The 24,119-nt window shown below is 73.7% G+C and carries 23 protein-coding genes, 1 other RNA gene and 1 pseudogene; 17 read left to right on the top strand and 8 right to left on the bottom strand.

The window, feature by feature from the left end:
- Nucleotides 1-156: 156 nt before the first annotated feature.
- Nucleotides 157-774 (top strand): TOPRIM nucleotidyl transferase/hydrolase domain-containing protein, encoded by a 618-nt coding sequence (locus tag ACIP4Y_RS03810; RefSeq protein ID WP_401387304.1) that lies wholly within the window; start codon nucleotides 157-159, stop codon nucleotides 772-774.
- A gap of 206 nt (nucleotides 775-980) precedes the next feature.
- Complete coding sequence (locus ACIP4Y_RS03815) at nucleotides 981-2,519, top strand: alpha-L-arabinofuranosidase B (RefSeq protein ID WP_401387307.1); 1,539 nt, start codon at nucleotides 981-983, stop codon at nucleotides 2,517-2,519.
- On the opposite strand, the gene ACIP4Y_RS03820 is transcribed toward ACIP4Y_RS03815, so the two are convergent.
- On the bottom strand, nucleotides 2,485-3,762 hold the full coding sequence (locus tag ACIP4Y_RS03820; RefSeq protein WP_401387310.1) for a sensor histidine kinase: 1,278 nt from the start codon (nucleotides 3,760-3,762) through the stop codon (nucleotides 2,485-2,487). The two genes, ACIP4Y_RS03815 and ACIP4Y_RS03820, sit on opposite strands and share 35 nt — an antisense overlap.
- Nucleotides 3,763-4,052: 290 nt before the next feature.
- On the opposite strand from ACIP4Y_RS03820, the gene ACIP4Y_RS03825 reads away from it, so the two are divergent.
- Genes ACIP4Y_RS03825 through ACIP4Y_RS03835 form a run of 3 tightly spaced genes read left to right on the top strand, consistent with a single transcriptional unit; the run spans nucleotide 4,053 to nucleotide 6,980 of the window.
- Complete coding sequence (locus ACIP4Y_RS03825; protein WP_401387312.1) at nucleotides 4,053-4,928, top strand: MaoC/PaaZ C-terminal domain-containing protein; 876 nt, start codon at nucleotides 4,053-4,055, stop codon at nucleotides 4,926-4,928.
- Between the two features lie 24 nt (nucleotides 4,929-4,952).
- Complete coding sequence (locus tag ACIP4Y_RS03830; RefSeq protein ID WP_401387315.1) at nucleotides 4,953-6,029, top strand: Zn-dependent alcohol dehydrogenase; 1,077 nt, start codon at nucleotides 4,953-4,955, stop codon at nucleotides 6,027-6,029.
- A 9-nt stretch (nucleotides 6,030-6,038) separates the two neighbouring features.
- Nucleotides 6,039-6,980: a 3-oxoacyl-ACP reductase gene (locus ACIP4Y_RS03835; RefSeq protein ID WP_401387318.1), complete on the top strand. Its 942-nt coding sequence runs from the start codon at nucleotides 6,039-6,041 to the stop codon at nucleotides 6,978-6,980.
- An 84-nt stretch (nucleotides 6,981-7,064) separates the two neighbouring features.
- Here the strand turns inward: ACIP4Y_RS03835 and ACIP4Y_RS03840 are convergent, their stop codons facing one another.
- The gene (locus tag ACIP4Y_RS03840; protein WP_358640807.1) at nucleotides 7,065-7,220 is read right to left on the bottom strand and encodes a hypothetical protein; all 156 of its coding nucleotides are present in this window, start codon (nucleotides 7,218-7,220) and stop codon (nucleotides 7,065-7,067) included.
- Between the two features lie 97 nt (nucleotides 7,221-7,317).
- The gene (locus tag ACIP4Y_RS03845; protein ID WP_401387321.1) at nucleotides 7,318-8,475 is read right to left on the bottom strand and encodes a hypothetical protein; all 1,158 of its coding nucleotides are present in this window, start codon (nucleotides 8,473-8,475) and stop codon (nucleotides 7,318-7,320) included.
- 187 nt (nucleotides 8,476-8,662) lie between these two features.
- Between ACIP4Y_RS03845 and ACIP4Y_RS03850 the strand changes: the two genes are divergently transcribed.
- From ACIP4Y_RS03850 to ACIP4Y_RS03860, 3 genes are read left to right on the top strand one after another with little or no spacing between them, the layout of a single operon-like run.
- Complete coding sequence (locus ACIP4Y_RS03850; RefSeq protein ID WP_401387324.1) at nucleotides 8,663-9,502, top strand: Nif3-like dinuclear metal center hexameric protein; 840 nt, start codon at nucleotides 8,663-8,665, stop codon at nucleotides 9,500-9,502.
- A gap of 13 nt (nucleotides 9,503-9,515) precedes the next feature.
- The gene (locus ACIP4Y_RS03855; protein WP_401388661.1) at nucleotides 9,516-10,259 is read left to right on the top strand and encodes a zinc ribbon domain-containing protein; all 744 of its coding nucleotides are present in this window, start codon (nucleotides 9,516-9,518) and stop codon (nucleotides 10,257-10,259) included.
- Between the two features lie 12 nt (nucleotides 10,260-10,271).
- Nucleotides 10,272-11,585 (top strand): bifunctional RNase H/acid phosphatase, encoded by a 1,314-nt coding sequence (locus ACIP4Y_RS03860; protein WP_401387327.1) that lies wholly within the window; start codon nucleotides 10,272-10,274, stop codon nucleotides 11,583-11,585.
- Here ACIP4Y_RS03860 and eda read toward each other — a convergent pair.
- On the bottom strand, nucleotides 11,557-12,219 hold the full coding sequence (gene eda, locus ACIP4Y_RS03865; RefSeq protein WP_401387330.1) for a bifunctional 4-hydroxy-2-oxoglutarate aldolase/2-dehydro-3-deoxy-phosphogluconate aldolase: 663 nt from the start codon (nucleotides 12,217-12,219) through the stop codon (nucleotides 11,557-11,559). The two genes, ACIP4Y_RS03860 and eda, sit on opposite strands and share 29 nt — an antisense overlap.
- Before the next feature lie 70 nt (nucleotides 12,220-12,289).
- On the bottom strand, nucleotides 12,290-13,072 hold the full coding sequence (yaaA, locus tag ACIP4Y_RS03870) for a peroxide stress protein YaaA (RefSeq protein WP_358640800.1): 783 nt from the start codon (nucleotides 13,070-13,072) through the stop codon (nucleotides 12,290-12,292).
- A 200-nt stretch (nucleotides 13,073-13,272) separates the two neighbouring features.
- Between yaaA and ACIP4Y_RS03875 the strand changes: the two genes are divergently transcribed.
- The 4 genes and pseudogenes from ACIP4Y_RS03875 to ACIP4Y_RS03890 all read left to right on the top strand — a co-directional run bounded on the left by ACIP4Y_RS03875 (nucleotide 13,273) and on the right by ACIP4Y_RS03890 (nucleotide 16,020).
- Nucleotides 13,273-14,121: an AraC family ligand binding domain-containing protein gene (locus ACIP4Y_RS03875; protein ID WP_401387333.1), complete on the top strand. Its 849-nt coding sequence runs from the start codon at nucleotides 13,273-13,275 to the stop codon at nucleotides 14,119-14,121.
- 59 nt (nucleotides 14,122-14,180) lie between these two features.
- A pseudogene (locus ACIP4Y_RS03880) lies at nucleotides 14,181-14,897 on the top strand (DMT family transporter); the annotation flags it as partial.
- Between the two features lie 115 nt (nucleotides 14,898-15,012).
- An RNA gene (gene rnpB / locus ACIP4Y_RS03885) (RNase P RNA component class A) lies at nucleotides 15,013-15,415 on the top strand.
- Nucleotides 15,416-15,462: 47 nt separating this feature from the next.
- Nucleotides 15,463-16,020 (top strand): NADPH-dependent FMN reductase, encoded by a 558-nt coding sequence (locus ACIP4Y_RS03890; protein ID WP_401387336.1) that lies wholly within the window; start codon nucleotides 15,463-15,465, stop codon nucleotides 16,018-16,020.
- Nucleotides 16,021-16,069: 49 nt separating this feature from the next.
- On the opposite strand, the gene ACIP4Y_RS03895 is transcribed toward ACIP4Y_RS03890, so the two are convergent.
- Nucleotides 16,070-16,615 (bottom strand): DoxX family membrane protein, encoded by a 546-nt coding sequence (locus ACIP4Y_RS03895; RefSeq protein WP_401387339.1) that lies wholly within the window; start codon nucleotides 16,613-16,615, stop codon nucleotides 16,070-16,072.
- Nucleotides 16,616-16,744: 129 nt separating this feature from the next.
- Here ACIP4Y_RS03895 and ACIP4Y_RS03900 point away from each other — a divergent pair, with 129 nt between their 5' ends.
- From ACIP4Y_RS03900 to ACIP4Y_RS03910, 3 genes are all read left to right on the top strand, one after another.
- Entirely contained in the window at nucleotides 16,745-17,071 is a 327-nt protein-coding gene (locus ACIP4Y_RS03900) for a nuclear transport factor 2 family protein (protein WP_358640792.1), read from the top strand.
- Nucleotides 17,072-17,124: 53 nt separating this feature from the next.
- The gene (locus ACIP4Y_RS03905) at nucleotides 17,125-18,105 is read left to right on the top strand and encodes an aldo/keto reductase (RefSeq protein ID WP_401387342.1); all 981 of its coding nucleotides are present in this window, start codon (nucleotides 17,125-17,127) and stop codon (nucleotides 18,103-18,105) included.
- Nucleotides 18,106-18,237: 132 nt separating this feature from the next.
- A complete protein-coding gene (locus ACIP4Y_RS03910; RefSeq protein WP_401387345.1) occupies nucleotides 18,238-19,428 on the top strand; it encodes a D-alanyl-D-alanine carboxypeptidase family protein in 1,191 nt (396 codons plus the stop codon).
- 230 nt (nucleotides 19,429-19,658) lie between these two features.
- Here ACIP4Y_RS03910 and ACIP4Y_RS03915 read toward each other — a convergent pair whose 3' ends face one another.
- A complete protein-coding gene (locus tag ACIP4Y_RS03915; RefSeq protein ID WP_401387348.1) occupies nucleotides 19,659-20,417 on the bottom strand; it encodes an SDR family oxidoreductase in 759 nt (252 codons plus the stop codon).
- A gap of 56 nt (nucleotides 20,418-20,473) precedes the next feature.
- Entirely contained in the window at nucleotides 20,474-21,514 is a 1,041-nt protein-coding gene (locus ACIP4Y_RS03920; protein ID WP_401388664.1) for a Gfo/Idh/MocA family protein, read from the bottom strand.
- Between the two features lie 118 nt (nucleotides 21,515-21,632).
- On the opposite strand from ACIP4Y_RS03920, the gene ACIP4Y_RS03925 reads away from it, so the two are divergent.
- Both ACIP4Y_RS03925 and ACIP4Y_RS03930 read left to right on the top strand, forming a co-directional pair.
- Entirely contained in the window at nucleotides 21,633-22,940 is a 1,308-nt protein-coding gene (locus ACIP4Y_RS03925; RefSeq protein WP_401387351.1) for a multidrug effflux MFS transporter, read from the top strand.
- Complete coding sequence (locus ACIP4Y_RS03930; RefSeq protein ID WP_401387354.1) at nucleotides 22,880-24,061, top strand: serine hydrolase domain-containing protein; 1,182 nt, start codon at nucleotides 22,880-22,882, stop codon at nucleotides 24,059-24,061. The genes ACIP4Y_RS03925 and ACIP4Y_RS03930 overlap by 61 nt, the downstream gene beginning before the upstream one ends.
- Nucleotides 24,062-24,119: the final 58 nt, after the last annotated feature.

Consider the following 24,119-nt stretch of genomic DNA (forward strand, 5'->3'; position numbering starts at 1 on the left):
ACGCGGCCGGGGGAGCCGGGCCGGCACCGCACCGGTACGACCCCGGGCACATACGGCTGCCCCCTGAAGAGACGGCCTCCTCCCGGCCGTCGCACGGCCCTCGTGCCCGGGGGAAATCGGCTACCCGCGCGGCGGTGCAGGGCGCAGACTCGTCCCATGGCTGACTTGGGGGCGTTCCGGGAGGCGGTCACCGCGTGGGCGGCCGGGGGGTCCGAGGGCCCGGCGCGGGAGCTGGCCGCGCGGCTGTCCGTCCGGACGGTCGTCCTGCTGGAAGGGCCGAGCGACGCCGCGGCGGTCGGCGCGCTGGCCGCGCGCCGCGGCCGGGACCTGGCGGCCGAAGGGGTCTGCGTCCTGTCGATGGGCGGGGCGATGAACGTCGGGCGCTTCGCCCGCCTCCTCGGGCCGCCCGGGCTGGACCTGCGCCTCACGGGGCTGTGCGACGAGCGCGAGCGCGGCTACTACGCCCGCGGCTGGGAGCGGGCCGGTGCGGCACGGCACGGGTTCTTCGTCTGCGCGGCGGACCTGGAGGACGAACTGATCCGGGCGCTGGGTGTGTCCCGGGTGGCGGAGCTGGTCCGGGCCGAGGGCGACGTGCGTGCCCTGGAGACCTTCCTGCGCCAGCCCGCACAGCAAGGCCGCAGCCCGCAGCAGCAGTTGCGGCGCTTCCTCGGCACGAAGAAGGGCCGCAAGATCCACTACGGCCGCGTTCTGGCCGAGGCGCTCGACCCCGCCCGCATTCCGGCCCCGCTCCACGGCCTGCTCGCCGGTTTGTGACGGGTCGGCGGTAAGGGCTCGGCTGCAAAGAATCGGCATGGTTCGGTGCGGCGGGGGTTGACGGCTTTGGGCGACCCCCAAACAATCGCCTCTGCCTTCGCAGGAATCCCGGGAAATTCGGCACATGAACAGGTTCGGTATATCGGTCGAACGGCGTCCGGTATCTCGAACGTCCCTTTTCGACGAACCCGAGGTGCACCGTACCCATGAGAACCCCCCGCGCCCTCCTCTCCCTCCTGGCCGTCTGTGCCGCCCTCACCGCGCTGCTCCTCGGCACCGGCGCGCCCCCGGCCGCCGCCGCGAGTTCGCTGCCCTGCGACCTCTACGGCGCCGCCGGCACCCCCTGTGTGGCCGCGCACAGCCTGGTCCGGGCGTTGTACGGGTCGTACAACGGGCCGCTGTACCAGGTGCAGCGGGCCTCGGACGGGGCGAAGACGAACATCGGTCTGTCGGCCGCCGGCGGGTATGCCAACGCCGCCGCCCAGGACTCCTTCTGCTCCGGCACGACCTGCATCATCACCGAGATCTACGACCAGTCCCCGCGCCACAACGACCTCACGATCGAGGGCGCGGGCGGCGCCGGGGCCGCCGATGTGGGGGCGCCCGCGGACGCCCTGCCGGTGACCGTCGGCGGCCACCAGGTCTACGGTCTGGAGATCTCCGCCGGCATGGGCTACCGGGACAACTCCACCTCGGGCGTGGCCGTGAACGGGCAGGCCGAGGGGATGTACATGGTGACCTCGGGCACGCACGTCAACAACCGCTGCTGCTTCGACTACGGCAACGCCGAGACCAACAACCTGGACACCGGCAACGGCCACATGGACGCCATCAACTTCGGCACCGAGTGCTGGTTCTCGCCCTGCTACGGGCAGGGGCCGTGGGTGCAGGCCGACCTGGAGAACGGGCTGTTCCAGTCCGACGCCGGCTACAGCAGGAACACCTCCAACACCGGCACCGGACCCCTGCCGTTCGTGACCGCGCTGCTCAAGAACAACGGCCGGGACCATTTCGCGCTGAAATACGGAAACGCCCGGTCGGGCGGGCTGACCACCACCTATTCCGGGGGTGAGCCGACCGCGGGCGGTTACTCGCCGATGCACCAGGAGGGCGCGATCGTCCTCGGCACCGGCGGCGACAACAGCAACGGCTCCATCGGCTCCTTCTTCGAGGGCGTGATGACCTCCGGCATCCCGACCGACGCAGCCGACAACGCCGTCCAGGCCGACATCGTCTCCGTCGGCTACGGCGGCCCGACCGGCAGCACCGGCACGCTCAACCCCGGCTCGGAGATCTCCCTGCGCGCCACGACCTCCTGCTGCACCAGCGACTACGTCCGCCACCAGAACAACGCGGCCGTCATCTCCCCGGTGACGTCGAGCAGTTCGTCCGTCGACAAGGGCGACGCCACCTGGATCGTCCGCCGGGGCCTGGCCGACAGCTCCTGCGTCTCCTTCGAGTCGCGGAACTATCCCGGTGACTTCCTGCGCCACTCCGACTACCGGGTCTACCGCCAGCCCATGGACGGCACCGCCCGGTTCCGCGCCGACGCCACCTTCTGCCCGCAGACCGGCAAGAGCGGCACCGGCACCTCGTTCGCCTCGTACAACTACCCGACGAGGTACCTGCGCCACTACGACTACAACCTGTACATAGCGAGCAACGGCGGATCCAACGCCTTCGACAGCGCCACGTCCTGGGCGAACGACGTCAGCTGGGCGGCCGGTTCGCCCTGGGCCCCGTAGCCGCAGGCGACGCCGCCTCGGCACCGCCGGCCGGGAGGTCGGCGGTGACCGTGAAGCCGCCGCGCGGCGCCGGGCCGGCCGTGAGGGAGCCGCCCGCCGCCGCGAGGCGCTCGGCCAGCCCCTTCAGCCCGGTACCGCCGGCACCGCCGCCGGTGCCGGTGCCCCTGCCGTCGTCCGTGACCGTCAGCCGGACCTGTTCGGCGGCTCCCTCCACGGTGATCTCGCAGCGGCTCGCGCGGCTGTGCCGGACGACGTTGGTGACCGCCTCGCGCACCACCCAGCCGAGCAGTGCCTCGGTCTGCGGGGCGAGCGGTGCCCCGGACTGGCGGACCACCGGCTGCACGCTCGCCGCGGACAGCGCCGACCGGGCCCGGGTCAGCTCGGTGGCCAGGCTGCCCTCGCGGTAACCGGTCACCGCCTCCCGGATCTCGGTGAGCGCCTGCCGGCCCACCGACTCGATGTCCGAGATCTGCGCCAGCGCCGCGACCAGATCGCGCGGGGCCAGCCGGCGGGCCGCCTCGGACTTCACCACGACCACCGACAGCGTGTGCCCGAGCAGATCGTGCAGGTCGCGGGAGAAGCGCAGCCGCTCCTGCTCCACCGCGCGCCGGGCCAGCTCCTCGCGGGCGGCCCGCAGTTCCCGTACGGCCTCGGACAGGCTGAGGATCGCCGCGGTCACCATGGCGGAGATGAAGGTGCCGTAGGCCATGGTCGTCGCGTTCGCCCAGTCGTCGCGGACGGCGGAGACGGCACCCGCGTACACCGCCAGCAGGATGCCGGTGCGGCCCAGCCACGGCCCGCGCAGGACGGCGCCGGTGGCCAGGCCCAGCAGCGGGAAGAACATCAGCCAGCTGCCGCCGTAGCCGAGGGCCAGGCCCGTGGTGAGCAGGGCGAGCAGGCCCAGCGCCACCCGGGTGGACGCCGACTCCCGCTTGGCCCGGTCGAAGGCGCGGAAGGTGACGTAGACGTAGAGGGAGTTGAAGGCCAGCAGGCCCAGGCCGCCGATCCACGGGTTCGGGGTCCGGCCCTGGAGCAGGTTGGAGAAGGAGCCCATGCCCATCAGCAGCCAGGGCAGCAGGGAGAAGCCGGTGGGCGGCGGGCCCGGATGGTCGACGTCCGGCTCCCCGCCCCGCTTCCGGGTGGCCCGTCGAGCGGCCCGGAAACGCTCCAGGTCGGCCCGCCACCGACGGCGCTCGGTCCTCAGGGTCCGTATGTGGCAGCGAACTCCCCGCATCCACGTCATGTCTGATGTTTCCCCCGGTCAGATGTGCCCGCCGACGGCGGTACGACAGCACAGCGTACGAACAACCGCCCCGCCCCCGGCAGACACACGTGTACGGACCCGGGCGGGACAGATGTCACAGCCTCCGCCAGCCGAGCTGACACGACGTCAGGAGCCTTCACAACTGCGGAGCGCTGGGCTATACAGAGGGCGCCGGACTGGAACGCGTTCTAGGTCCGCGCGTGGACGACCTCGGTGCGGCCGACGGTGCGGACGTCCGCACCGAGGTCTCGAGACCCGTCAGGAGCACCATGCCCATCGACGCAGCCCAGGCCCTCGCCGCCGAACCCCGCTCCGGTGAGATCGGCTGGACCGCCAAGGACGTCCAGCTCTACCACCTCGGCATCGGCGCGGGCGCCAACCCGGACAAGGACAGCCCCGCCACCGATCCGGACGAGCTGCGCTACACCCTGGAGACCCGGCTGCACGTCCTGCCGAGCTTCGCCACCGTCGCGGGCGCCGGCTCCCCCGGGGTGATCAGCGGACTGTCCATGCCGGGTGTCGACGTCGACCTGGCCAAGGTCCTGCACGGCGGCCAGAGCCTGACCCTGCACCGGCCGATCCCGGTCGCCGGCACCGCCACCGCCACCGGCCGGATCGCCGCCGTGTACGACAAGGGCAAGGCCGCCGTCCTCGTCATGCGCACCGAAGTCGTCGACGCCGAGGGACCGTTGTGGACCAACGACGCCCAGATCTTCGTACGCGGCGAGGGCGGCTGGGGCGGCGACCGCGGACCCTCCGCCCGCCGGGACCCGCCCGCCGGCGACCCCGACCGGACCGTCGACCGGCCCGTCCGCACCGACCAGGCCCTCCTCTACCGCCTCTCCGGCGACTACAACCCCCTGCACGCCGACCCCGAGTTCGCCAAGCTCGCCGGCTTCGACAAGCCGATCCTGCACGGTCTGTGCACCTACGGCATCACCCTCAAGGCGGTCGTGGACACCCTGCTCGGCGGCGACGTGACCCGGGTGCGCGGCTACGCCACCCGGTTCGCCGGGGTCGTGTTCCCGGGGGAGACCCTGCGCATCCGGATGTGGCGCGAGGAGGGGCGGGTGCGGGTCACGGTGGGTGCCGTGGAGCGCGGGGACGCTCCGGTGCTCGCCGACACCATCGTTCAGCACTCCTGAGAAGCCTGTGAGGGGAGCCGCACCATGCGCGCAGCCGTACTGCACGAGATCGGCCAGGAAAAGCTGGAGGTCCTCGACGACGTCGAGGCGGTGGGCTTCGGCCCCGGCAAGGTCAGGGTCCGGGTGCGCGCCACCGGGCTGTGCCACTCGGACCTGTCCGCGATGAACGGCGTGCTGCCCCAGCCGGCCCCCTTCGTGCCCGGCCACGAGGGCGCCGGCGAGATCCTCGACGTGGGCGACGGCGTACGGCACCTGAAGCCCGGGGACCGGGTCGTCCTGTGCTGGCTGCCGGCCTGCGGTGCCTGTCCGGCCTGCAAGCGCGGGCAGACCCAGCTGTGCCTGGCCGGGTTCATGAACGCGGGCACCCCCAACTTCCGGCGCTCCGGCGGCGCTGTGTTCGGCTTCGCGGGCACCGGCACCTTCGCCGAGGAGGTCGTGGTCGACGCCGGCTGCGCCGTACCGATCCCCGAGGACGTGCCCTTCGACATCGCCGCCCTGATCGGCTGCGGGGTGACCACCGGGCTCGGCGCCGCCCTCAACACCGCCGACGTGGCCGCCGGTTCGTCGGTCGCCGTCATCGGGTGCGGAGGCGTCGGCATCTCCGCCGTCCAGGGGGCGCGGCTGAAGGGCGCCGCCGAGATCGTCGCCGTCGACCCGGTCGCCTCCCGGCGCGAGTCGGCCCTCAGGTTCGGGGCCACCAGGGCCGTTTCGCCCGAGGAGCTGGCCGACGCCAAGCAGCAGGTGACCGGCGGCGAGGGCTTCGACTACGTCTTCGAGGTCGTCGGCAGGTCCGCCACCGCCCGCACCGCCTACGACGCCACCCGGCGCGGCGGCACCCTCGTCGTGGTCGGCGCCGGCGCCATGGACGACTTCCTCCAGCTCAGCATGTTCGAGCTGTTCTTCGACGAGAAGCGCATCCTGCCGTCCATGTACGGCGGCGGGGACGTGCTGCGCTCCTACGAGCGCACGATCGCCCTGTGGCGGGCGGGCCGCGTCGACCTCGCGGGGCTGATCACCCACCGGGTGCCGCTCGCCGGGATCAACGAGGCGCTGGACCAGATGCGCACCGGGACCGCCCTGCGCACCTGCATCGAGATCTGAGGACGCCGCATGCCACTGCCACTTGCGGGCCTCTCCGCGATCGTCACCGGCGCCGGACGCGGGCTCGGGCGGGCCGAGGCCCTGGAACTCGCCCGGCTCGGCGCGGCGGTCGTCGTCAACGACTACGGGCAGCCAGGGCGGGACGGCTCGGGTGCCGCGTCGGCGGGGCCCGCCGAGCAGGTCGCGGCGGAGATCCGGGCGGCCGGCGGCACCGCCGTACCGCACACCGGCGACGTCTCCGACTTCGCACAGGCGGGCGAGCTGGTCGAGTCGGCGATCGCCGCGTTCGGAAAGCTGGACATCCTCGTCAACAACGCCGGCATCCTGCGCGACCGCATGGTCTTCTCCATGACAGAGGACGAGTGGGACTCGGTGATCCGCGTCCACCTCAAAGGCCACTTCAACACCACCCGCTTCGCCGCCGCGCACTGGCGGCAGCGGGCCAAGGCGGCGGCCGGGGGAGCGGTGTACGGGCGGATCGTGAACACTTCCTCGGAGGCGTTCCTGGCCGGGTCCGCCGGTCAGCCCAACTACGCGGCGGCGAAGGGCGGAATCGTCGGCCTGACCACCTCCACCGCCCTCGCCCTCGCCAAGTACGGCGTCACCGCCAACGCCATCTGCCCGCGCGCCCGGACCCGGATGACCGAGGACGTCTTCGCGGGCCTGCGGAAACCGGACGAGGGCCTGGACCCGCTCGCTCCCGAGCATGTCGCCCCGCTCGTCGGCTACCTGGCCTCGCCGGCCGCCGCCGGGGTCAACGGCCAGCTGCTCGTCGTCCACGGCGGCATGGTCGCCGTGCTCGAACGGCCGCGGGTGCAGGCCAAGTTCGACAGCAAGCAGGAGGCCTTCACCTACGACGAACTGGACGCGCTGCTCACCCCGCACTACGCGGACCGGCCACCGGGGGAGACCTTCGCGGCGGCGGAGGTGCTGGGGCTCAGGCGGGGATGAGACACAGGGGCTCGGGGGCAAGGCAAAGGGGGGCAAGGCAAAGGGGGCGCCCGCCGAGCGGACGCCCCCTCCTCTTCACTGCCGTCAGGCAGCCGCCTCGACCGTCTCCTGGACCGGCTTGCGGTGCCGGCCGTGCGGAGTCGTGTCGCTCTCCTGGGCCGCGACCGGGCCGCGGTGCCGGCCGTGGCCGGCGGTCTTGGAGTCGGCAGACAGCTGCTCAGTCGTGCTGGTGTCGCTCATCGGACGTATTCACCCCGTCAACCATGATCTTTCGTACAGCCGGGCGAGTCTAACCGGCACACCACGGCCCGAATCCAGGCGCACACGCCAACCGGCACTAGTTCGTTACAAGACGTCCCAGAGGTGCCTGCTGCAAGGGCACGGGCCGGGTCACCGCCCGTACCGCAGGCTCCGGTTCGGCCACCGGCGGGACGTGCTCGGGCACCCCCTCGGCACCGCTCTCCGGGACGGGATCCACCGGTGCCGTCAGGGCCGCCACACCGCACGGCACCTCCTCCGTCGCGTACGGCAGCCGCAGCAGCCCCTCCCGCGTCCACACCCCGGCCCCCGCCAGCCAGCCCTCGGGCGCCGGAAGGTGCCGGACCCGGCGCTCGGCCGGCCGCCAGGTGCCCACCCAGGTGCCGAACGCGCCGTCGATCCGCAGGCCCACCGCGCAGTTCTCCGGCACCAGCACCTGCTCCGGCTGGATCGCGAACGGCGTCACCACGCACTCCGGCACCCGCAGGCACTCCGGGAACCGCACCGGCAGGGTGCTGCCGAGCACGCCCCAGCCCAATCGTTCCTGCCCCGGGGAGGGCGCGTCGGAGGAGATCAGCAACAGGCCGCTGTCCGGGTCGGCGAGCAGCAGCCGGTCGACGCTGCCCTCCGCGATCTGCAACAGCGGCGAGACCTCCCCGCGCTCCAGGTCCAGCACCACCGTCTTGGTGTGCCCGCCCAGCTCCCGGTCGAGCGCCAGCAGCCGCCCGGCGCCGTCCAGCCAGACCCCGCCCGAGCAGCGCCCCGGCACCTCGGCGAGCCGCTCGGGGCCGAACGCCCCGCCCGCCACCAGCCACACCACGCTGGAGCGCGGCCCGACGGCGAGGGCGTACGCCCGCACGCCCCCCGGCGCCGGCGGCAGCAGGGTGAGCCGGGTGCCGGGCTCGGGGCACTCCACCGCGCCCAGCGGCAGCTCGCCGGTGCCGGGCCCGGTCGGATACAGCAGCGCGAAGGCGTGCCGCAGCTCCACCAGCCGGTGGATCAGCACCCGCCCGTCGCCCATCGGCTGCACCTCGGTGCCGGGCTCCTCCGGCTGGTTGCCGGGCAGCGGTACCGCGTACGGCTCCGGGCCGTCCAGGGTCCAGCGCTCCGGGAACCACGAGTCACCGTCCCGCGCGAGCCGGGCGGCGTACGAGCCGTCCGCCGTGATCGCGCACCCCGCTCGCGGCACGCCGTCGGCCCCGCCCGCGGACGGCGGTTCGATAGCACAGACCGTCATCGTTCGGTCACCTCCGGCGACGAAGCTAGTTTTCGCACGCACAGGCGGGGGACCCCCTGTCTCCCGCTTCACACGTACGGGTGGCGCAGAAGCGATTCACCTGAGGAAACCGGGGCGTCTGTGCTGACCCGGGGCAGACCGGACGCATGCGGTACAGCCCCGCCGAACAGCCAGGTAGCCTTGGGCCGTGCCCCGTCTGTCTGAAGTCATCGCCGCGCTGGAGAACCTGTGGCCCGCCGAGCGGGCCGAGTCCTGGGACGCGGTCGGCACGGTGGTGGGCGACCCCGACCAGGAGGTCAGCCGGGTCCTGTTCGCCGTCGACCCCGTGCAGGAGATCGTCGACGAGGCCGTGAAGCTCGGCGCCGACCTGCTCGTCACCCACCACCCGCTCTACCTGCGCGGGACGACCACGGTCGCGGCCACGCACTTCAAGGGCCGGGTCGTGCACACCCTCATCAAGAACGACATCGCGCTGCACGTCGCCCACACCAACGCCGACACCGCCGACCCGGGGGTCTCCGACGCCCTCGCCGGAGCCCTCGACCTCCGCGTCGTACGGCCCCTCGTACCGGACCCCACCGACCCGCACGGGTGCCGGGGCCTCGGCCGCGTGTGCGAACTCGACCACCCCCTCACCGTCCGCGAACTGGCCGCCCGCGCCGCCGAGCGGCTGCCCGCCACCGCGCAGGGCATCCGGGTGGCCGGCGACCCCGACGCCGTCGTCCGCACGGTCGCCGTCAGCGGCGGCTCCGGCGACAGCCTCTTCGACCAGGTCCGCGCGGCCGGCGTCGACGCCTTCCTCACCGCCGACCTGCGCCACCACCCGGCCTCCGAGGCGGTGGCCCACGGTCCCCTCGCGCTGCTCGACGCGGCGCACTGGGCCACCGAGTGGCCCTGGTGCGAGCTGGCCGCGAGCCAGCTCGACGAGATCTCCGACCGCCACGGCTGGGACCTGCGCGTCCACGTCTCCAAGACGGTCACCGACCCCTGGACCGCCCACGCGGCGTCCACCACCCCCTCTAGCTAACAGGAGCCCCCAACTGAACGCCGCGCCCGCCGACCAGATCCGCCTCCTCGACGTCCAGGCCCTCGACGTCCGCCTGCAGCAGCTCGCGCACAAGCGGAGGTCCCTGCCCGAGCACGCCGAGATCGAGTCGCTGACGAAGGACCTCACGCAGCTGCGTGACCTGCTCGTGGCCGCGCAGACCGAGGAGAGCGACTGCGCCCGCGAGCAGACCAAGGCCGAGCAGGACGTCGACCAGGTGCGCCAGCGCGCCGCCCGCGACCAGCAGCGCCTGGACTCCGGCGCGGTCACCTCGCCCAAGGACCTGTCCAACCTCCAGCACGAGATCGCCTCCCTCGCCAAGCGGCAGGGCGACCTGGAGGACGTCGTCCTGGAGGTCATGGAGCGCCGCGAGGCCGCGCAGGAGCGGGTGAGCGAACTGACGGGGCGGGTCGCCTCCGTGCAGTCGAAGATCGACGACGCGACCGGCCGCCGGGACGCGGCGTTCGAGGAGATCGACGGCGAGGTGGCCTCGGTGACGAAGGAGCGCGAGATCGTCGCCGCGTCCGTCCCCGCGGACCTGCTCAAGCTGTACGACAAGCTGCGCGCGCAGCAGGGCGGCATCGGCGCGGCCAAGCTGTACGCCCGCACCTGCCAGGGCTGCCGGCAGGAGCTGGCCATCACGGAGCTGAACGAGATCCGCTCGGCGGCGCCGGACACGGTCATCCGCTGCGAGAACTGCCGCCGCATCCTGGTGCGTACGGCGGAGTCGGGTCTGTAAGGGGCTTCAGGGGTGCGGGAGTTCATCGTCGAGGCCGACGGCGGGTCGCGGGGCAATCCCGGGCCCGCGGGTTACGGGGCCGTGGTCTGCGACGCGGCGACGGGACAGACCCTGACGGAGGCGGCCGAGTACATCGGCGTCGCCACGAACAACGTCGCCGAGTACCGCGGCCTCCTGGCCGGCCTGCGCGCCGCCCACGCGCTCGACCCCGCCGCGCGGGTCCACGTCCGCATGGACTCCAAGCTCGTCATCGAGCAGATGTCGGGCCGCTGGAAGATCAAGCACCCCTCGATGAAGCCCCTGGCCACGGAGGCGAGGTCGGTCTTCCCGCCGGACCAGGTCACGTACGAGTGGATCCCGCGCGAGCAGAACAAGCACGCCGACCGCCTGGCGAACGAGGCGATGGACGCGGGCGCGAAGGGCCGGCAGTGGTCCCCGTCCGAGTCCAGGGCGGCCCTGGACACCCCGCCCGCCGTCCCCGGGCCGTCGGGCCCGCCCGGGGACGCGGCGGCGGGTGCGGCGAAGGCCCGCGCGGCGCTGGCGGAGGGCCGGACCGCCGGTCAGGCGAGGCCGGTGGCGGCTCCGGCCGAGGACGACGTCGAAGCGGAAGCGGTACGCGAGACGGAGGCCGCCGCGGCGGCACCCCCCGGCGAGCAGCGCCTGACCAGCACCCCCGGCTGGAGCGCCGCCCCCGACCTCGGCGCTCCCGCCACCCTCGTCCTCCTCCGGCACGGCGAGACCCCCCTCACCCCCCAGAAGCGCTTCTCCGGCAGCGGCGGTACCGACCCCGCCCTCTCCGCCGCCGGCCGCGAGCAGGCGCACCGCGTCGCCGAGGCACTCGCCAGGCGCGGCACGATCCAGGCGATCGTGGCCTCCCCCCTCGCCCGTACCCGCGAGACCGCGGAGATCGTCGCCGCCCGCCTGGGTCTGGACGTGACGGTCGAAGGCGGCCTGCGCGAGACGGACTTCGGCGCGTGGGAGGGCCTGACCTTCGGCGAGGTCCGCGAGCGCCACCCGGACGACCTGAACGCCTGGCTCGCCGACCCGGAGGCCCGTCCCACCGGCGGCGGCGAGAGCTTCGCCGAGACGGCCACCCGGATCGCCGCCGCCCGGGACAAGCTGGTCGCGGCCCACGCGGGCCGTACGGTCCTGCTGGTCACGCACGTCACCCCGATCAAGACCCTCGTCCGGCTCGCCCTCGGCGCCCCGCCCGAGTCGCTGTTCCGGATGGAACTCTCGGCGGCCTCCCTGTCGGCGGTGGCGTACTACGCGGACGGCAACGCGAGCGTACGGCTGTTCAACGACACCTCTCACCTGCGTCCCTGAGCCCGGCCGCGGCTCGCGCCAGCCGCTCGATCCGGGCCCAGTCCCCGGCGGCCACCGCCTCCGCCGGGATCATCCAACTCCCGCCCACACAGCCGACGTTCGGCAGGGCGAGGTACTCCGGTGCGGTCTGCGGGCCGATCCCGCCGGTGGGGCAGAACCGGGCCTGCGGCAACGGCCCCGCGAGCGACCTCAGGTACGCCGTACCGCCCGCCGCCTGCGCCGGGAAGAACTTCATCTCCCGCACCCCGCGCTCCAGCAGCGCGACCACCTCCGAGGTGGTCGAAACCCCGGGCAGGAAGGGCACCCCGGACCCGCGCATCGCCGCCAGCAGTGCCTCCGTCCAGCCGGGACTGACCAGGAACCGCGCCCCGGCCGCCGTACACGCGCCCACCTGCTCCGGTGTGATCACCGTGCCCGCCCCGACCACGGCCTCGGGGACCCCCTCGGCGATCGCCCGGATCGCGTGCAGTGCCGCCGGGGTCCGCAGGGTCACCTCGATCGCGGGCAGCCCGCCCGCCACCAGCGCCCGCGCGAGCGGTACGGCGTCGGCGGCGTCGGCGAGCACCACGACGGGCACGACGGGGGCGAGATCCAGGACGGAGGCAGCCGAGGAGGAGGGCAGCGGCGAGGTCATGCCCTCATCGTGCCCAGGGAGTGCATCACGCGCAATGAGCGTTGCGCATACTGCAACGCAGCGGGAGTGCTCAGTGGATCTCGTCCACCAGCACATCCAGCGCCCACGCCTTGCCCGCCTTCCCGGGCGCCTCCGCCTCCACGGCGTACCCCAGGTCCCGCAGCGCCGCCACCAGCTCGGCGGGGCCCTCGGGCACGGCCCCGGCGGTCAGCAGGCTGCGCACGATCCGGCCCTTCGTCGCCTTGTTGAAGTGGCTGACGACCTTCCGGGTCGGCGCGTGCAGCACCCGTACCGTCGCCGTCCGCCCGGCCACCTCGCCCTTCGGCCGCCAGGCCGCCGCGTACGCCGAGGACCGCAGATCCAGCACCAGCCCCGCCCCGGCCGCCTCCGGCAGCACCTCGGCCATCGGCGCCCGCCAGTGCCCGGCCAGCGCGCCGAGTCCCGGCAGCTTCACGCCCATCGAGCAGCGGTAGGAGGGGATCCGGTCGGTCACCCGCACGGCGCCCCACAGCCCGGAGAACACCAGCAGCGAGTCCGCCGCGCGCCGACGGGCGGCCGCGTCCAGCGTGGCCAGGCCCAGGGCGTCGTAGAGGACACCGGTGTAGATCTCCCCGGCGGGGCGGGCGCCGGCCGTGCGCAGCCCGGCGTTCTTCGCGACCTCGCCCCGCAGGCCCTCGCTCAGCCCGAGCACCTCGCGGGCCTTCTCCTCGTCGCCGGAGCACAGCTCCACCAGCTCCCCGAGCACCGCCTCCCGGGCGGCGGTCAGCCCCGGCAGGGACAGCGACACAAGCTCCAGCGGGGCGCCCTCGCCCGAGTTCGCCTTGCCTTCGGAGGGCGGCAGCAGGACCAGCAACACGTACTCCTTACGTAGACCTCCGCGCCAGGGTACGGCGTACCACCCGCCCCGCCCCGGCCCGCGCTCGCCGGAAGCCCCTCGGGACCGGTGACGGCGAAGGCGCTGGTCACCAGAGATCCGGGCCCGGCCCGACGGTATGGAAACGGGACCGTACGGCGTTGCACCCTGGGCAGGGGCGTCGCGAAGGAGAGGGTCCGATGGGGGAACAGGCACGGTGGACACGGGCCCGGCTGGGCCGCTGCGGACCCCCGCTCGACCTGCTCACCGCGAGCTTCCGCCGGCACGTCTACGCCCCGCACGCCCACGACGAGTACACCATCGGGGTCTGCGTCGGCGGCTCCGAGATCATCGACTACCGGGGCGGCCACATCCGCACCGGCCCGGGCAGGATCGTCGTCCTCGAACCCGGCGAGATGCACACCGGCGGCCCCGGCAACGCCACCGACGGCTACGCCTACCGGGCCCTGTACGCCGAGCCGTCCCTGCTGGCCGACGGCACCCTCGGCGGCCTGCCGCACTTCCGTGAACCCCTCATCGACGACCCCGCGCTGGCCGCGGCCCTGCGCACCGCCCACACGGAACTGAGCGCCTGCCCCGACGCCCTGCAGGCCGAGTCCGTCCTGCCCTGGCTGCTGACCGCCCTCGCCCAGCGCCACTCCACCGCGAGACCGGTCCCCGACCGCGTCCCCGGCGCCGACGCCATAGCCCGCACGGTCCGCGACCGCCTCGCCGACGAACTCACCGACCCGCCCTCCCTCGCCCTGCTCGCCACCGACCTCGGCCTCTCCCGCTACCAGCTGCTGCGCGCCTTCCGTACGACGATGGGCATACCCCCCTACGCCTGGCTCGCCCAGCACCGGGTGACCAAGGCGCGGGTCCTGCTGGAGAGCGGCCTGCGTCCCGCCGAGGTGGCCCCCCTGGTCGGCTTCGCCGACCAGGCGCACCTGACCCGCTGGTTCCGCCGGGTGCTCGGGGTGACCCCCGCGGCCTATCGCAACAGCGTTCAAGACAGCCCGGGGCCGGGAGGCCGACACTCGGCCGCATGACTGCGCGCGGCTGGTTCCTGTTCTCCCTGATGGGAGTGGTCTGGGGCGTCCCCTATCTGATGATCAAAGTGGCGGTGGACGCGGTGTCCCCGCCGGTGGTGGTGTTCACGCGGTGCGCGCTCGGCGCGCTCCTGCTGCTCCCGTTCGCCCTGCGCCAAGGCGGCTTCGGCACGGCGATACGGACCCACTGGCGCCCGCTGCTGGCCTTCGCGGTCCTGGAGATCATGATCCCCTGGTTCACCCTCACCGACGCCGAACGGCACCTGTCCAGCTCGACGGCGGGCCTGATGATCGCGGGCGTGCCGATCGTCGGCGTGGTCCTGGCCCGGCTCCTCGGCGACACGGAACACCTCGGCGCCCGCCGCGTGACGGGCCTGGCCCTGGGCCTCGCCGGGGTGGCGGTCCTCACCCTGCCGCACCTCACCGGCGGCGACGCCCGCTCCCTGCTGGAGGTCCTGCTGACGATCCTGGGCTACGCCACCGCGCCCCTGATCGCGGCCCGCCGCCTCAAGGAGGTCCCGTCCCTCCACCTGACCGCCGCCTGCCTGACCCTGGCCGCCCTGGTCTACGCCCCCGCCGCCGCGCTGACCCGCCCGTCCGCCGTGCCCGCGCCCAGCGTGCTGGCCGCGCTGGCCGGACTGGGCGTGATCTGCACCGCGGTGGCCTTCGTCGCGTTCCTGGAACTGATCAGGGAGGCCGGCCCCACCCGGGCCACGGTGATCACGTACGTCAACCCGGCGGTCGCGGTGGCCGCGGGCGCGCTGTTCCTGCACGAGCGGCTCACCCTCCCGGTGCTGGCCGCGTTCGCGCTCATCCTGGCCGGCTCGGTCCTGGCCACCGCCACCGGTCCGCGGCCCGGCTCCCGCCGGGTACGATGGTCGGCACGGCAGACGAGCCGGGCGGACGGCCGCGTGGAGTCCCCCTAGGGGGCTTCCCGAGGAACGTCCGGGCTCCACAGGGCAGGGTGGTGGCTAACGGCCACCCGGGGTGACCCGCGGGACAGTGCCACAGAAAGCAGACCGCCCGGGGCTCCGGCCCCTGGTAAGGGTGAAACGGTGGTGTAAGAGACCACCAGTGCCCAGGGTGACCTGGGCAGCTAGGTAAACCCCACCCGGAGCAAGGTCAAGAGGGGACACCCCGGTGTCCCTGCGCGGACGATCGAGGGCTGCCCGCCCGAGTCCGCGGGTAGACCGCACGAGGCCGGCGGCAACGCCGGCCCTAGATGGATGGCCGTCGCCCCGGCGTCCGCGAGGACACCGGGGAACAGAACCCGGCGTACAGCCCGACTCGTCTGCCGCCACCCCCGCCACCCCCGGCCCCCGGGAACGTAGGGTGACCGGTGTGAAGATCCTCGGTCTGTGCGGAAGTCTGCGGTCCGGGTCGCTGAACGCGGCCGTGCTGCGTTCGGCTGCGGAACTGACCCTGCCCCCGCGCGAACTCGCCGTCGACCCGGGCCTGGACCGCCTGCCCTTCTTCGACGCCGACGTCGAGCAGACCGCGCTCCCGGGGGTCGTGGCCGAGCTGCGGGCCGCGGTCGGCGCGGCCGACGCACTGCTGATCGTCACCCCGGAGTACGCCCACGGCACCTCGGGCGTGCTGAAGAACGCCCTGGAGTGGCTGGTCGGCGGAGGCGAGGTCGCCGCCAAGCCGGTGGCCCTGGCCAGCGCGTCCCCCGCGATCACCGGTGGCGACCGGGCGCGTGCCTGGCTCGCCGAGACGCTCGCCGCGATGGACGCCCGGGTGATCCCGCGGGAGCTGCGCATCCCGCAGGCCACCCTGAGGATCGCCGGCGGCCGGGTCACCGACGAGCCGACCCGCGCGGCTCTGGCCGGCCTGCTGGACGACCTCGCCCACGCCGTCGCCGAGGCCCGCGAGGACAGCGACAGCCTCGCCTCCTGACGACGGACGGCGCGGAGACATCTCGCCGCGCCGCCTCTCGGGGGGCGCCTCACTCCTCGAAGAGGGCCTCCTGCTCGCCCTCCTGCTGCCGCCGCACCCGCCGGTTCCGCGCCCCCACCACGACGGCCGTCGCCGCCGCCGTCGCACCGAGGGCGGCGGGGACCATCCAGCCGCGGTCGAGAACGTGCCCGAGGGCGTGGTCGAGGGAGAGCCGGCCGGGGCCGGTGACGGCGAGTCCGGCCGCGGCCAGGCCCAGGCTCGCCGCGTGCTCGTAGCCGCCCTCCTGGGCGAAGAAGCCGTTCGGCATGTGGACCGCGGAGGCCCCCGCCATCGCGCCGGCCGCCGCCGCGCCCGCCGCCGGGGTGGCGAGGCCCAGCGCCAGCAGCACGCCGCCGCCCGCCTCCGCCAGGCCGGCGGCCGTCGCGCTCGCCTTGCCGGGCGCGTAGCCGACGGACTCCATGAACTGTCCGGTGCCCTCGATGCCGTGGCCGCCGAACCAGCCGAACAGCTTCTGCGCGCCGTGCGCCGCCAGCACCCCGCCGGTGCCCAGCCGGAGCAGCAGCAGGCCCAGATCACGTCGGTCGTAACAGGTCACGGTGACTCCCCAGCAGACAGGCGGACAGGTCCCCTCCCGCGTGCCCACCCTCACACCGCCGACGGCGCCCGGCTCGTCCTGGCTGCCGTTCGGGTGGCGGGACCGGGGGAGCGGTGTGAGCCTGACGCCATGACGATTCAGCCAGCCAAGCTCAGCGACCCGGCCGTCCGGGCGTTCGTGCACGCCGTCAACTCGCACGACCGCGAGGGCTTCATGGCCCTGCTCGCGCCCGGCGCCACCATGGCCGACGACGGCTCCGACCGGGACCTCGCCGAGTGGATCGACCGGGAGATCTTCTCCTCCCACGGCCACATGGAGGTCGACAACGAGTCCGACGGCGGCCGGACCCTGCTGGCCCGCTACAGCAACGACGCCTGGGGCGAGATGCGCACCAAGTGGAACTTCACCGTCGACGACGACGGGCGGATCTCACGGTTCGAGACCGGGCAGGCGTAGCAGGCCTCAGAGGCTTGTGCTCGCGTGCACTTCAACCTCTAGCGTCCACGCCCATGACGACACGGACGTTGGGACGCAGTGGCATCCAGGTGAGCGCGCTCGGCTTCGGGTGCTGGGCCATCGGGGGTGAGCACCGGACCGCCGACGGGCAGCCCGTCGGCTGGGGGAAGGTCGACGACGACGAGTCCGTACGGGCCGTCCGCCGCGCGCTCGACCTGGGCGTCACCTTCTTCGACACGGCCGACTCCTACGGCACCGGGCACAGCGAGGAGATCCTCGGCCGGGCCCTCGGCAAGCGGCGGGACGAGGTCGTCCTCGCCACCAAATGGGGCAACGTCTTCGACGCCGCCACCCGCACCCTCACCGGCACCGACGACACCCCGGAGTACGCCCGCCGGGCCCTCACCGCCTCCCTGCGCCGCCTCGGCACCGATCACATCGACCTGTACCAGCTGCACCTCTCCGACGCCGACCCGGCACGCGCCGCCGAACTCCGCGATGCCTGCGAGGAGTTCGTCCGCGAGGGGCTCGTACGCGCCTACGGCTGGAGCACCGACGACCCCGAGCGGGCCGCCGTCTTCGCCGAGGGCCCGCACTGCACCGCGGTCCAGTACGGCCTCAACGTCCTGCAGGACGCTCCCGGGCTCGTGGCACTGTGCGAGCGGCTGGAACTGGCCGGTGTCAACCGCAGCCCGCTGGCCATGGGCCTGCTGGCCGGGCGGCGCGACGGGGCGCTGGAGGCCGGGGACATCCGCAGCCGGCCGCCCGCCTGGCTCCCCGGGTTCGCGGACGACGGCTCCGGCGCCGATCCCGAGTGGCTGGCCCGGATCGATGCGGTGCGTTCCGTCCTCACCAGCGACGGCCGCACCCTCGCCCAGGGCGCCCTCGCCTGGCTGTGGGCCCGCAGCCGGCACACGGTGCCCATCCCCGGCTTCCGGACCGTCGCCCAGGCCGAGGAGAACGCCGGCGCGCTTGCGAAGGGGCCGTTCACCGCCGCGCAGTCGGCCGAGATCGACCGCCTGCTCGGCCGGTGAGCGGTCCCGGGCAAAAGATGTGTAGAACCGCGAAAGCGGGGTAGCTCATCTGACTTTCATAACGCGGCACATTCCGCTCCGTATCGGCCTCAGCTCGCGAATCCCCTGCTCGAAGCGGTGTACGGTCCCCGGGTGCGCGAATGTTCCCGGCTCAGCCGGCGTGCCGTCCTCGGGCTGACGGCCGCCGCCCTTCCCCTGTCCACGGCCACCGAGGCCGCCGCCACGACCGCCGTCGTCGGCGGCGAGCGGCTGGCCCGCACCGGCGTCCAGGTGCGCGGCGCCTCCGCACTGCCCAAGAAGCTCACCGCCCGCTCCTGGCTGGTCGCCGACTGCGCGAGCGGGGAGGTGCTCGCGTCGTTCGACGCGCACCGGCGGCTCGCGCCCGCGTCCACGCTCAAGATGCTGTTCGCGGACACCGTGTTGAGGAAGTTCGACCGCGCCCAGCGGTACAAGGTCACCGACGCGGACCTCGCCGACGTCCCGGCCGGCTCCAGCCTCGTCGGTATCAAGCCCGGCATCACCTACACCGTCGAGCAGCTGTGGCAGGGCGTGTTCCTGCGCTCCGGCAACGACGCCGTGCACGTGCTGTCCCGCATGAACGGCGGCATCGCGAAGACCGTCGCCGAGATGCAGGCCAAGGCCGCGGACCTGCAGGCCCTGGACACCCATGTGGTCAGCCCCGACGGCTTCGACCACAAAGGGCAGCTCTCCTCGGCGTACGACCTCACGCTCTTCGCCCGACACGGCCTGAAGGACGCCGACTTCCGCGACTACTGCGGCACGCGGACCGCCGACTTCCCGGCGGGCGGCAAGAAGACCTTCCAGATCCAGAACACCGACCGCCTGCTGACCGGGGCATGGGGTCTGAAGACATACGACGGCCTGATCGGTGTCAAGAACGGCTACACCAGCCACGCCGGCAACACCTTCACCGGCGCGGCCACCCGGGGCGGGCGCACCCTGCTGGTCACCGTGATGCACCCCGACTCCGGCGGCAACGCCGTCTACGAGCACACCGCCGCACTGCTCGACTGGGGCTTCACCCACGGGCGTTCGGCGCAGCCCGTGGGCCTGCTGGTCGAACCGCTCAGCGAGGGCGGGGCGGGCGCGAGCCGGGCACCCGCGCGCAAGACCGTCCAGGCGGCGGCCGGCGCGCCCGGCCCGGCGTCCGGGGGCGGCTCGGCGTGGCAGGTCACGGAGGGCGCCGCCGGGGCGCTCGCGGTGCTGGGCCTGGGCGCCTGGGCCCTGCGCAGGCGCCGGACCCGGACGGCGACGGCCCTGGAGGGCGGCGATCCGGGGGCGCGCGGCGCACGACGGCCCTGAGACGGTGTGCGGCGGCCGTTCCACCGGCCGGCGTGTACCCGCGGTCCGCCCGCGAGGTCCACCCCCAACTCCGGCCCGGTGGAACGGCCGCCGCCTCCCCCCTCGGAGTGGCTGCGGACATTTTGTGTGCCAACTGTGAAGCTCTCGTGGAGAAAAGAAGAGCACACGGGCGCGACCGGCCGCAATAGCGCGGATGTTCAAATTCCATTTGTGCGGGCGGGGGGCGCGGCTCAGCCCCGCCCGATGTACGGCATCGTCGTCGCCAGCACCGTCGCGAACTGCACGTTCGCCTCGAGCGGCAGCTCCGCCATGTGCCGCACGGTGCGCGCCACATCGGCCACGTCCATCACCGGTTCCGGGGCCACCTCCCCGTTCGCCTGGAGCGCGCCGGCCTGCATCCGGGCCGTCATGTCGGTGGCCGCGTTGCCGATGTCCACCTGCCCGACCGCGATCCGGTACGGCCGCCCGTCCAGGGACAGTGACTTGGTCAGGCCGGTCAGTGCGTGCTTGGTCGCGGTGTAGGCGACCGAGTGCGGGCGCGGCGTGTGCGCCGAGACGGAGCCGTTGTTGATGATCCGGCCGCCCTGCGGGTCCTGCTCCTTCATCCGCCGGTACGCCGCCTGCGCGCACAGGAACGCCCCGTTGAGGTTGGTGTCCACCACGTGCCGCCAGGCGTCGTAGGACAGCTCCTCCACCGGCACCCCGCCGGGCCCGAAGGTCCCCGCGTTGTTGAACAGCAGGTCCACCCGCCCGAACCGCTCCACGGCCGCCTTGAACAGCGCGTCCACGTCCTTGGGCCGGGACACGTCGGTGGGTACGGCGAGGGAGGCCGCCTCCGGCACCAGTGCCGCGGTCTCCGTGAGCGGCTCGGCGCGACGGCCGGCCAGCGCCACCGACCAGCCGGCCCGCAGCAGCTCCACGGCGACGGCCCGCCCGATGCCGGAGCCGGCGCCGGTCACCACCGCGATCTTCGAGTTCCTGTCGGTCATGACACCGCAGCGTAGGCGGAACATCCGCCATACGGAATCCGGTGTCCGCCATACGGTTACGCGGAGGCCGTGACCGCGTCCCCGGGATACCGCACCCCGATCCGCTCCCGCACCGCGTCCAGCGTGCGCATCACCGCGAGCGTCCCCTCCAGCGGCACCAGCGGCGACTCCTTCTCGCCCGCCCGCAGCGCCCGCATGACCTCCTGCGCCTCGTGCCGCAGGCTGGTGCGCGGCCCGTCGGCGGGGTCGGCGGCGAACTCCTCGGGGTCACGGCCGTCGCGGTGCAGCACGAACCGGTCCGGGTGGAAGAACCCGGACGGGACGTCGATCCGGCCGCGCGTGCCGGTCACCGACGCGGTGACCCCCGTACCGCCGACGATCGAGCAGTGCACCGAGGCCAGCGCCCCGTCGTCCCAGGACAGCAGCGCGCCCGTCTGCAGATCCACGCCCTCCTCCGACAGCACCGCGCGCGCGGCGATCCCGTCCGGCTCGCCCAGCAGCAGCTGCGCGAACGACACCGGGTACACCCCGAGGTCCAGCAGCGCCCCGCCGCCCAGCGCCGGATCCCGCAGCCGGTGCGCCGGCGGCAGTGCTCCATTCCTCGCCTCCGGCAAGAGGTGGCCTGCCAGCCCGAAGTCGGCCTGCACGGTACGCACGTCACCGATCGCCCCGTCGTCCACCAGCGCCTTCAGCCGCCGCACCAGCGGATTGCAGTACATCCACATCGCCTCCATCAGGAAGCGGTCCTGCTCCCGCGCCAGCGTCACGAGTTCCTCGGCCTCGCGCAGGTTCAGCGTGAACGGCTTCTCGCACAGCACGTTCCGGCCCGCCTCCAGGCACAGCCCGGCCGCCGCCCGGTGCGCCGAGTGCGGGGTGGCGACGTACACGACATCGATGTCCGGGTCCGTGGCCAGCGACTCCCAGTCGCCGTACGCCCGTTCCACGCCGAACCGCTCCGCGAACGCCTCCGCTGACTCCTGCCGGCGCGAGGCCACCGCCACGATCTCCGCGTCCCGAAGACCGACCAGATCCGCCGCGAACGCCGCCGCGATCCCGCCGGTCGCCAGGATCCCCCACCGCACGCTCTGCTTCGCCATCGCCGCCCCGCCCTCGCTCATGTGTGCCTCGGCAGTGTGTACGAGCTGAGAGCATAGGTGCCGGTCGCGTCAGCGACACCGATGTCAGAGAAGCGGGGAAGAGCAGCAGGGAGGGCACATGCCGGAGCATGCGGCGGCACCGACACCGGAACAGGGCCACCCGTCCCCCTCCGCACCGGCACCGGCCCGCGCCCCGCGCCGCACCGGCCCGCTCGTCACCTTCCTGCTGGGCGGCCTCACCGCGACGACCCCGCTCGCCATGGACATGTACCTCCCGTCCCTGCCGGAGGTCACCCGCTCCCTGCACGCCCCCGCCGTCACCGTCCAGCTCACCCTCACCGCCTGCATGGCCGGACTCGCGCTCGGCCAGCTGGTCGTGGGCCCCATGAGCGACCGCTGGGGCCGGCGCCGCCCGCTGCTCACCGGACTCGCCGTCTACCTCGTCGCCACCGCCCTGTGCGCCCTCGCGCCCACCGTCGAGACGCTGATCGCCTTCCGGCTGGTGCAGGGCCTCGCCGGCGCGGCCGGGGTGGTCATCGCCCGGGCCGTCGTCCGCGACCTGTACGACGGGGTCGCCATGGCCCGCTTCTTCTCCACGCTGATGCTGATATCCGGCGCCGCGCCCATCGTCGCGCCGCTCGTCGGCGGGCAGATCCTCCGGGTGACGGACTGGCGGGGCGTCTTCGTGGTCCTCACGGCGGTCGGCGTGCTGCTCGCCGCCCTGGTCTGGGCCCGGCTGCCCGAGACCCTGCCGCCCGCCGAACGGCACCGCGGAGGAGTGGGCGAGGCCCTGCGCGCGATGCGCGGCCTCCTCACCGACCGGCCCTTCACCGGCTACATGCTCGCCGGCGGGTTCGCCTTCGCCGCGCTGTTCGCCTACGTCAGCGCCTCCCCGTTCGTGATCCAGGAGATCTACGGCGCCTCCCCGCAGACCTTCAGCCTGCTGTTCGGCCTCAACTCCGTCGGCCTGGTGGCCGCCGGCCAGCTCAACGGCAAGGTGCTGGTCGGCCGGGTCAGCCTAGACAAGGTGCTCGCCGCCGGACTGACCGTGATCGTGCTCGCCGCGACCGCCCTGCTGCTGATGGCCACGGGCGCCCTCGGCGACACCGGGCTCGTACCCGTCGCCGCCGCCCTGTTCGTCCTGATGTCCGCCATGGGCGTCACCCTGCCCAACGCCCAGTCCCTCGCCCTGCTGCGCACCCGGCACGCCGCCGGCTCCGCCTCCGCGCTGCTCGGCACCTCCTCCTTCCTCGTCGGCGCGATCGCGTCCCCGCTCGTCGGCGTCGCCGGGGAGCGCACCGCCGTCCCGATGGCCGTCGTCCAGCTGGCGGGGGCACTGGTCGCGGCGGCCTGCTTCGTGGGACTGTGCCGTCCCTGGACGGCACGGGAGACCACCCGTGCCGGGGCGGAGGGAGACGAGAGCTGAGCGCACCGAGACTGCGCACCGGCACACCGGAACGGGCCGGGCTCGACCCCGTCGCGCTCGGGCATCTGGTCGAGGAGGTGCACGCCCTCACCGTCGGCGAACGCCCCTGGGCGGCCGGAGCCGTCGTGCTGGCCGGCCGCGGGCCCGTGATCGCCGTCGCCGAGGCCGCCGGCTGGGCGGTGCGCTACGCCTCCTACGACCCCGAGACCGGCACCGGCGTCGAACTGCCGCCCGCCGCCCGGGTCCCGGCCACCCTCGGCACCACCTTCGACCTGGCCTCCCTCACCAAGCTGTTCACGTCCGTCGCCGCCGTGCAGCAGATCGAGCGCGGCACCCTCGGCATGGACGCCCGGGTCGGCGACTACCTGCCCGACTTCCACGCCGCCGCCGCGCACGGCATCACGGTACGGCAGCTGCTCACCCACACCTCCGGGCTGCGCCCCGAGCTGCCCCTGTACGACTGCCCCGACGACGCCACCCGCCTGGACCTGCTGCGCGCCGAGGCCCCGTCCGCAGAGCCGGGCCACCGCCTCTACTCGGACCTCAACATGCTGCTGCTCCAGTTCGTCCTGGAGCGCATCACCGGCCGCACCCTCGACGTCCTCGTCCGGGACGGCATCACCCGCCCGCTCGGCATGACCGCCACCGCGTTCGGGCCCTGCCCCGGTGCCGCGGCCACCGAGGACCAGCGGCGGCCGTGGGCGAAGGCCGACCGGGGGATGCTGCGGGGCGTGGTCCACGACGAGAACGCCTGGGCGCTCGGCGGGGTCGCGGGCCACGCCGGCCTGTTCTCCACCGGGCCCGACCTGGCCGTCTTCTGCCGCACCCTGCTGGCCGGCGGCTCCTACGGTCCCGCGCGCATCCTCGGCCCCGACTTCGTGGAGCTGCTGTTCACCCCGCCCGGGCTGGGCTTCGTCCTGGACCAGCCGTGGTTCATGGGCGAGCTGGCGGGCCGCGGCGCGGCGGGCCACACCGGCTTCACCGGCACGTCCCTGATCCTCGACCCGGCCACGGACACCTTCCTGATCCTCCTGGCCAACACGGTCCACCCCAGACGCCGCCACCCGGACAACGTCCCCAGAGCGACCCTGGCGACACACCTGGCCAAGGCAGTGATCTGACCCCCCGGCGCCGACCCCCTCCCAGCCGTCCGGCACCGGCGCCGGGCGCCATAGAATC

Origin of the sequence: Streptomyces sp. NPDC088810 (assembly GCF_044750305.1) — a bacterium.
GTDB lineage: Bacteria > Actinomycetota > Actinomycetes > Streptomycetales > Streptomycetaceae > Streptomyces.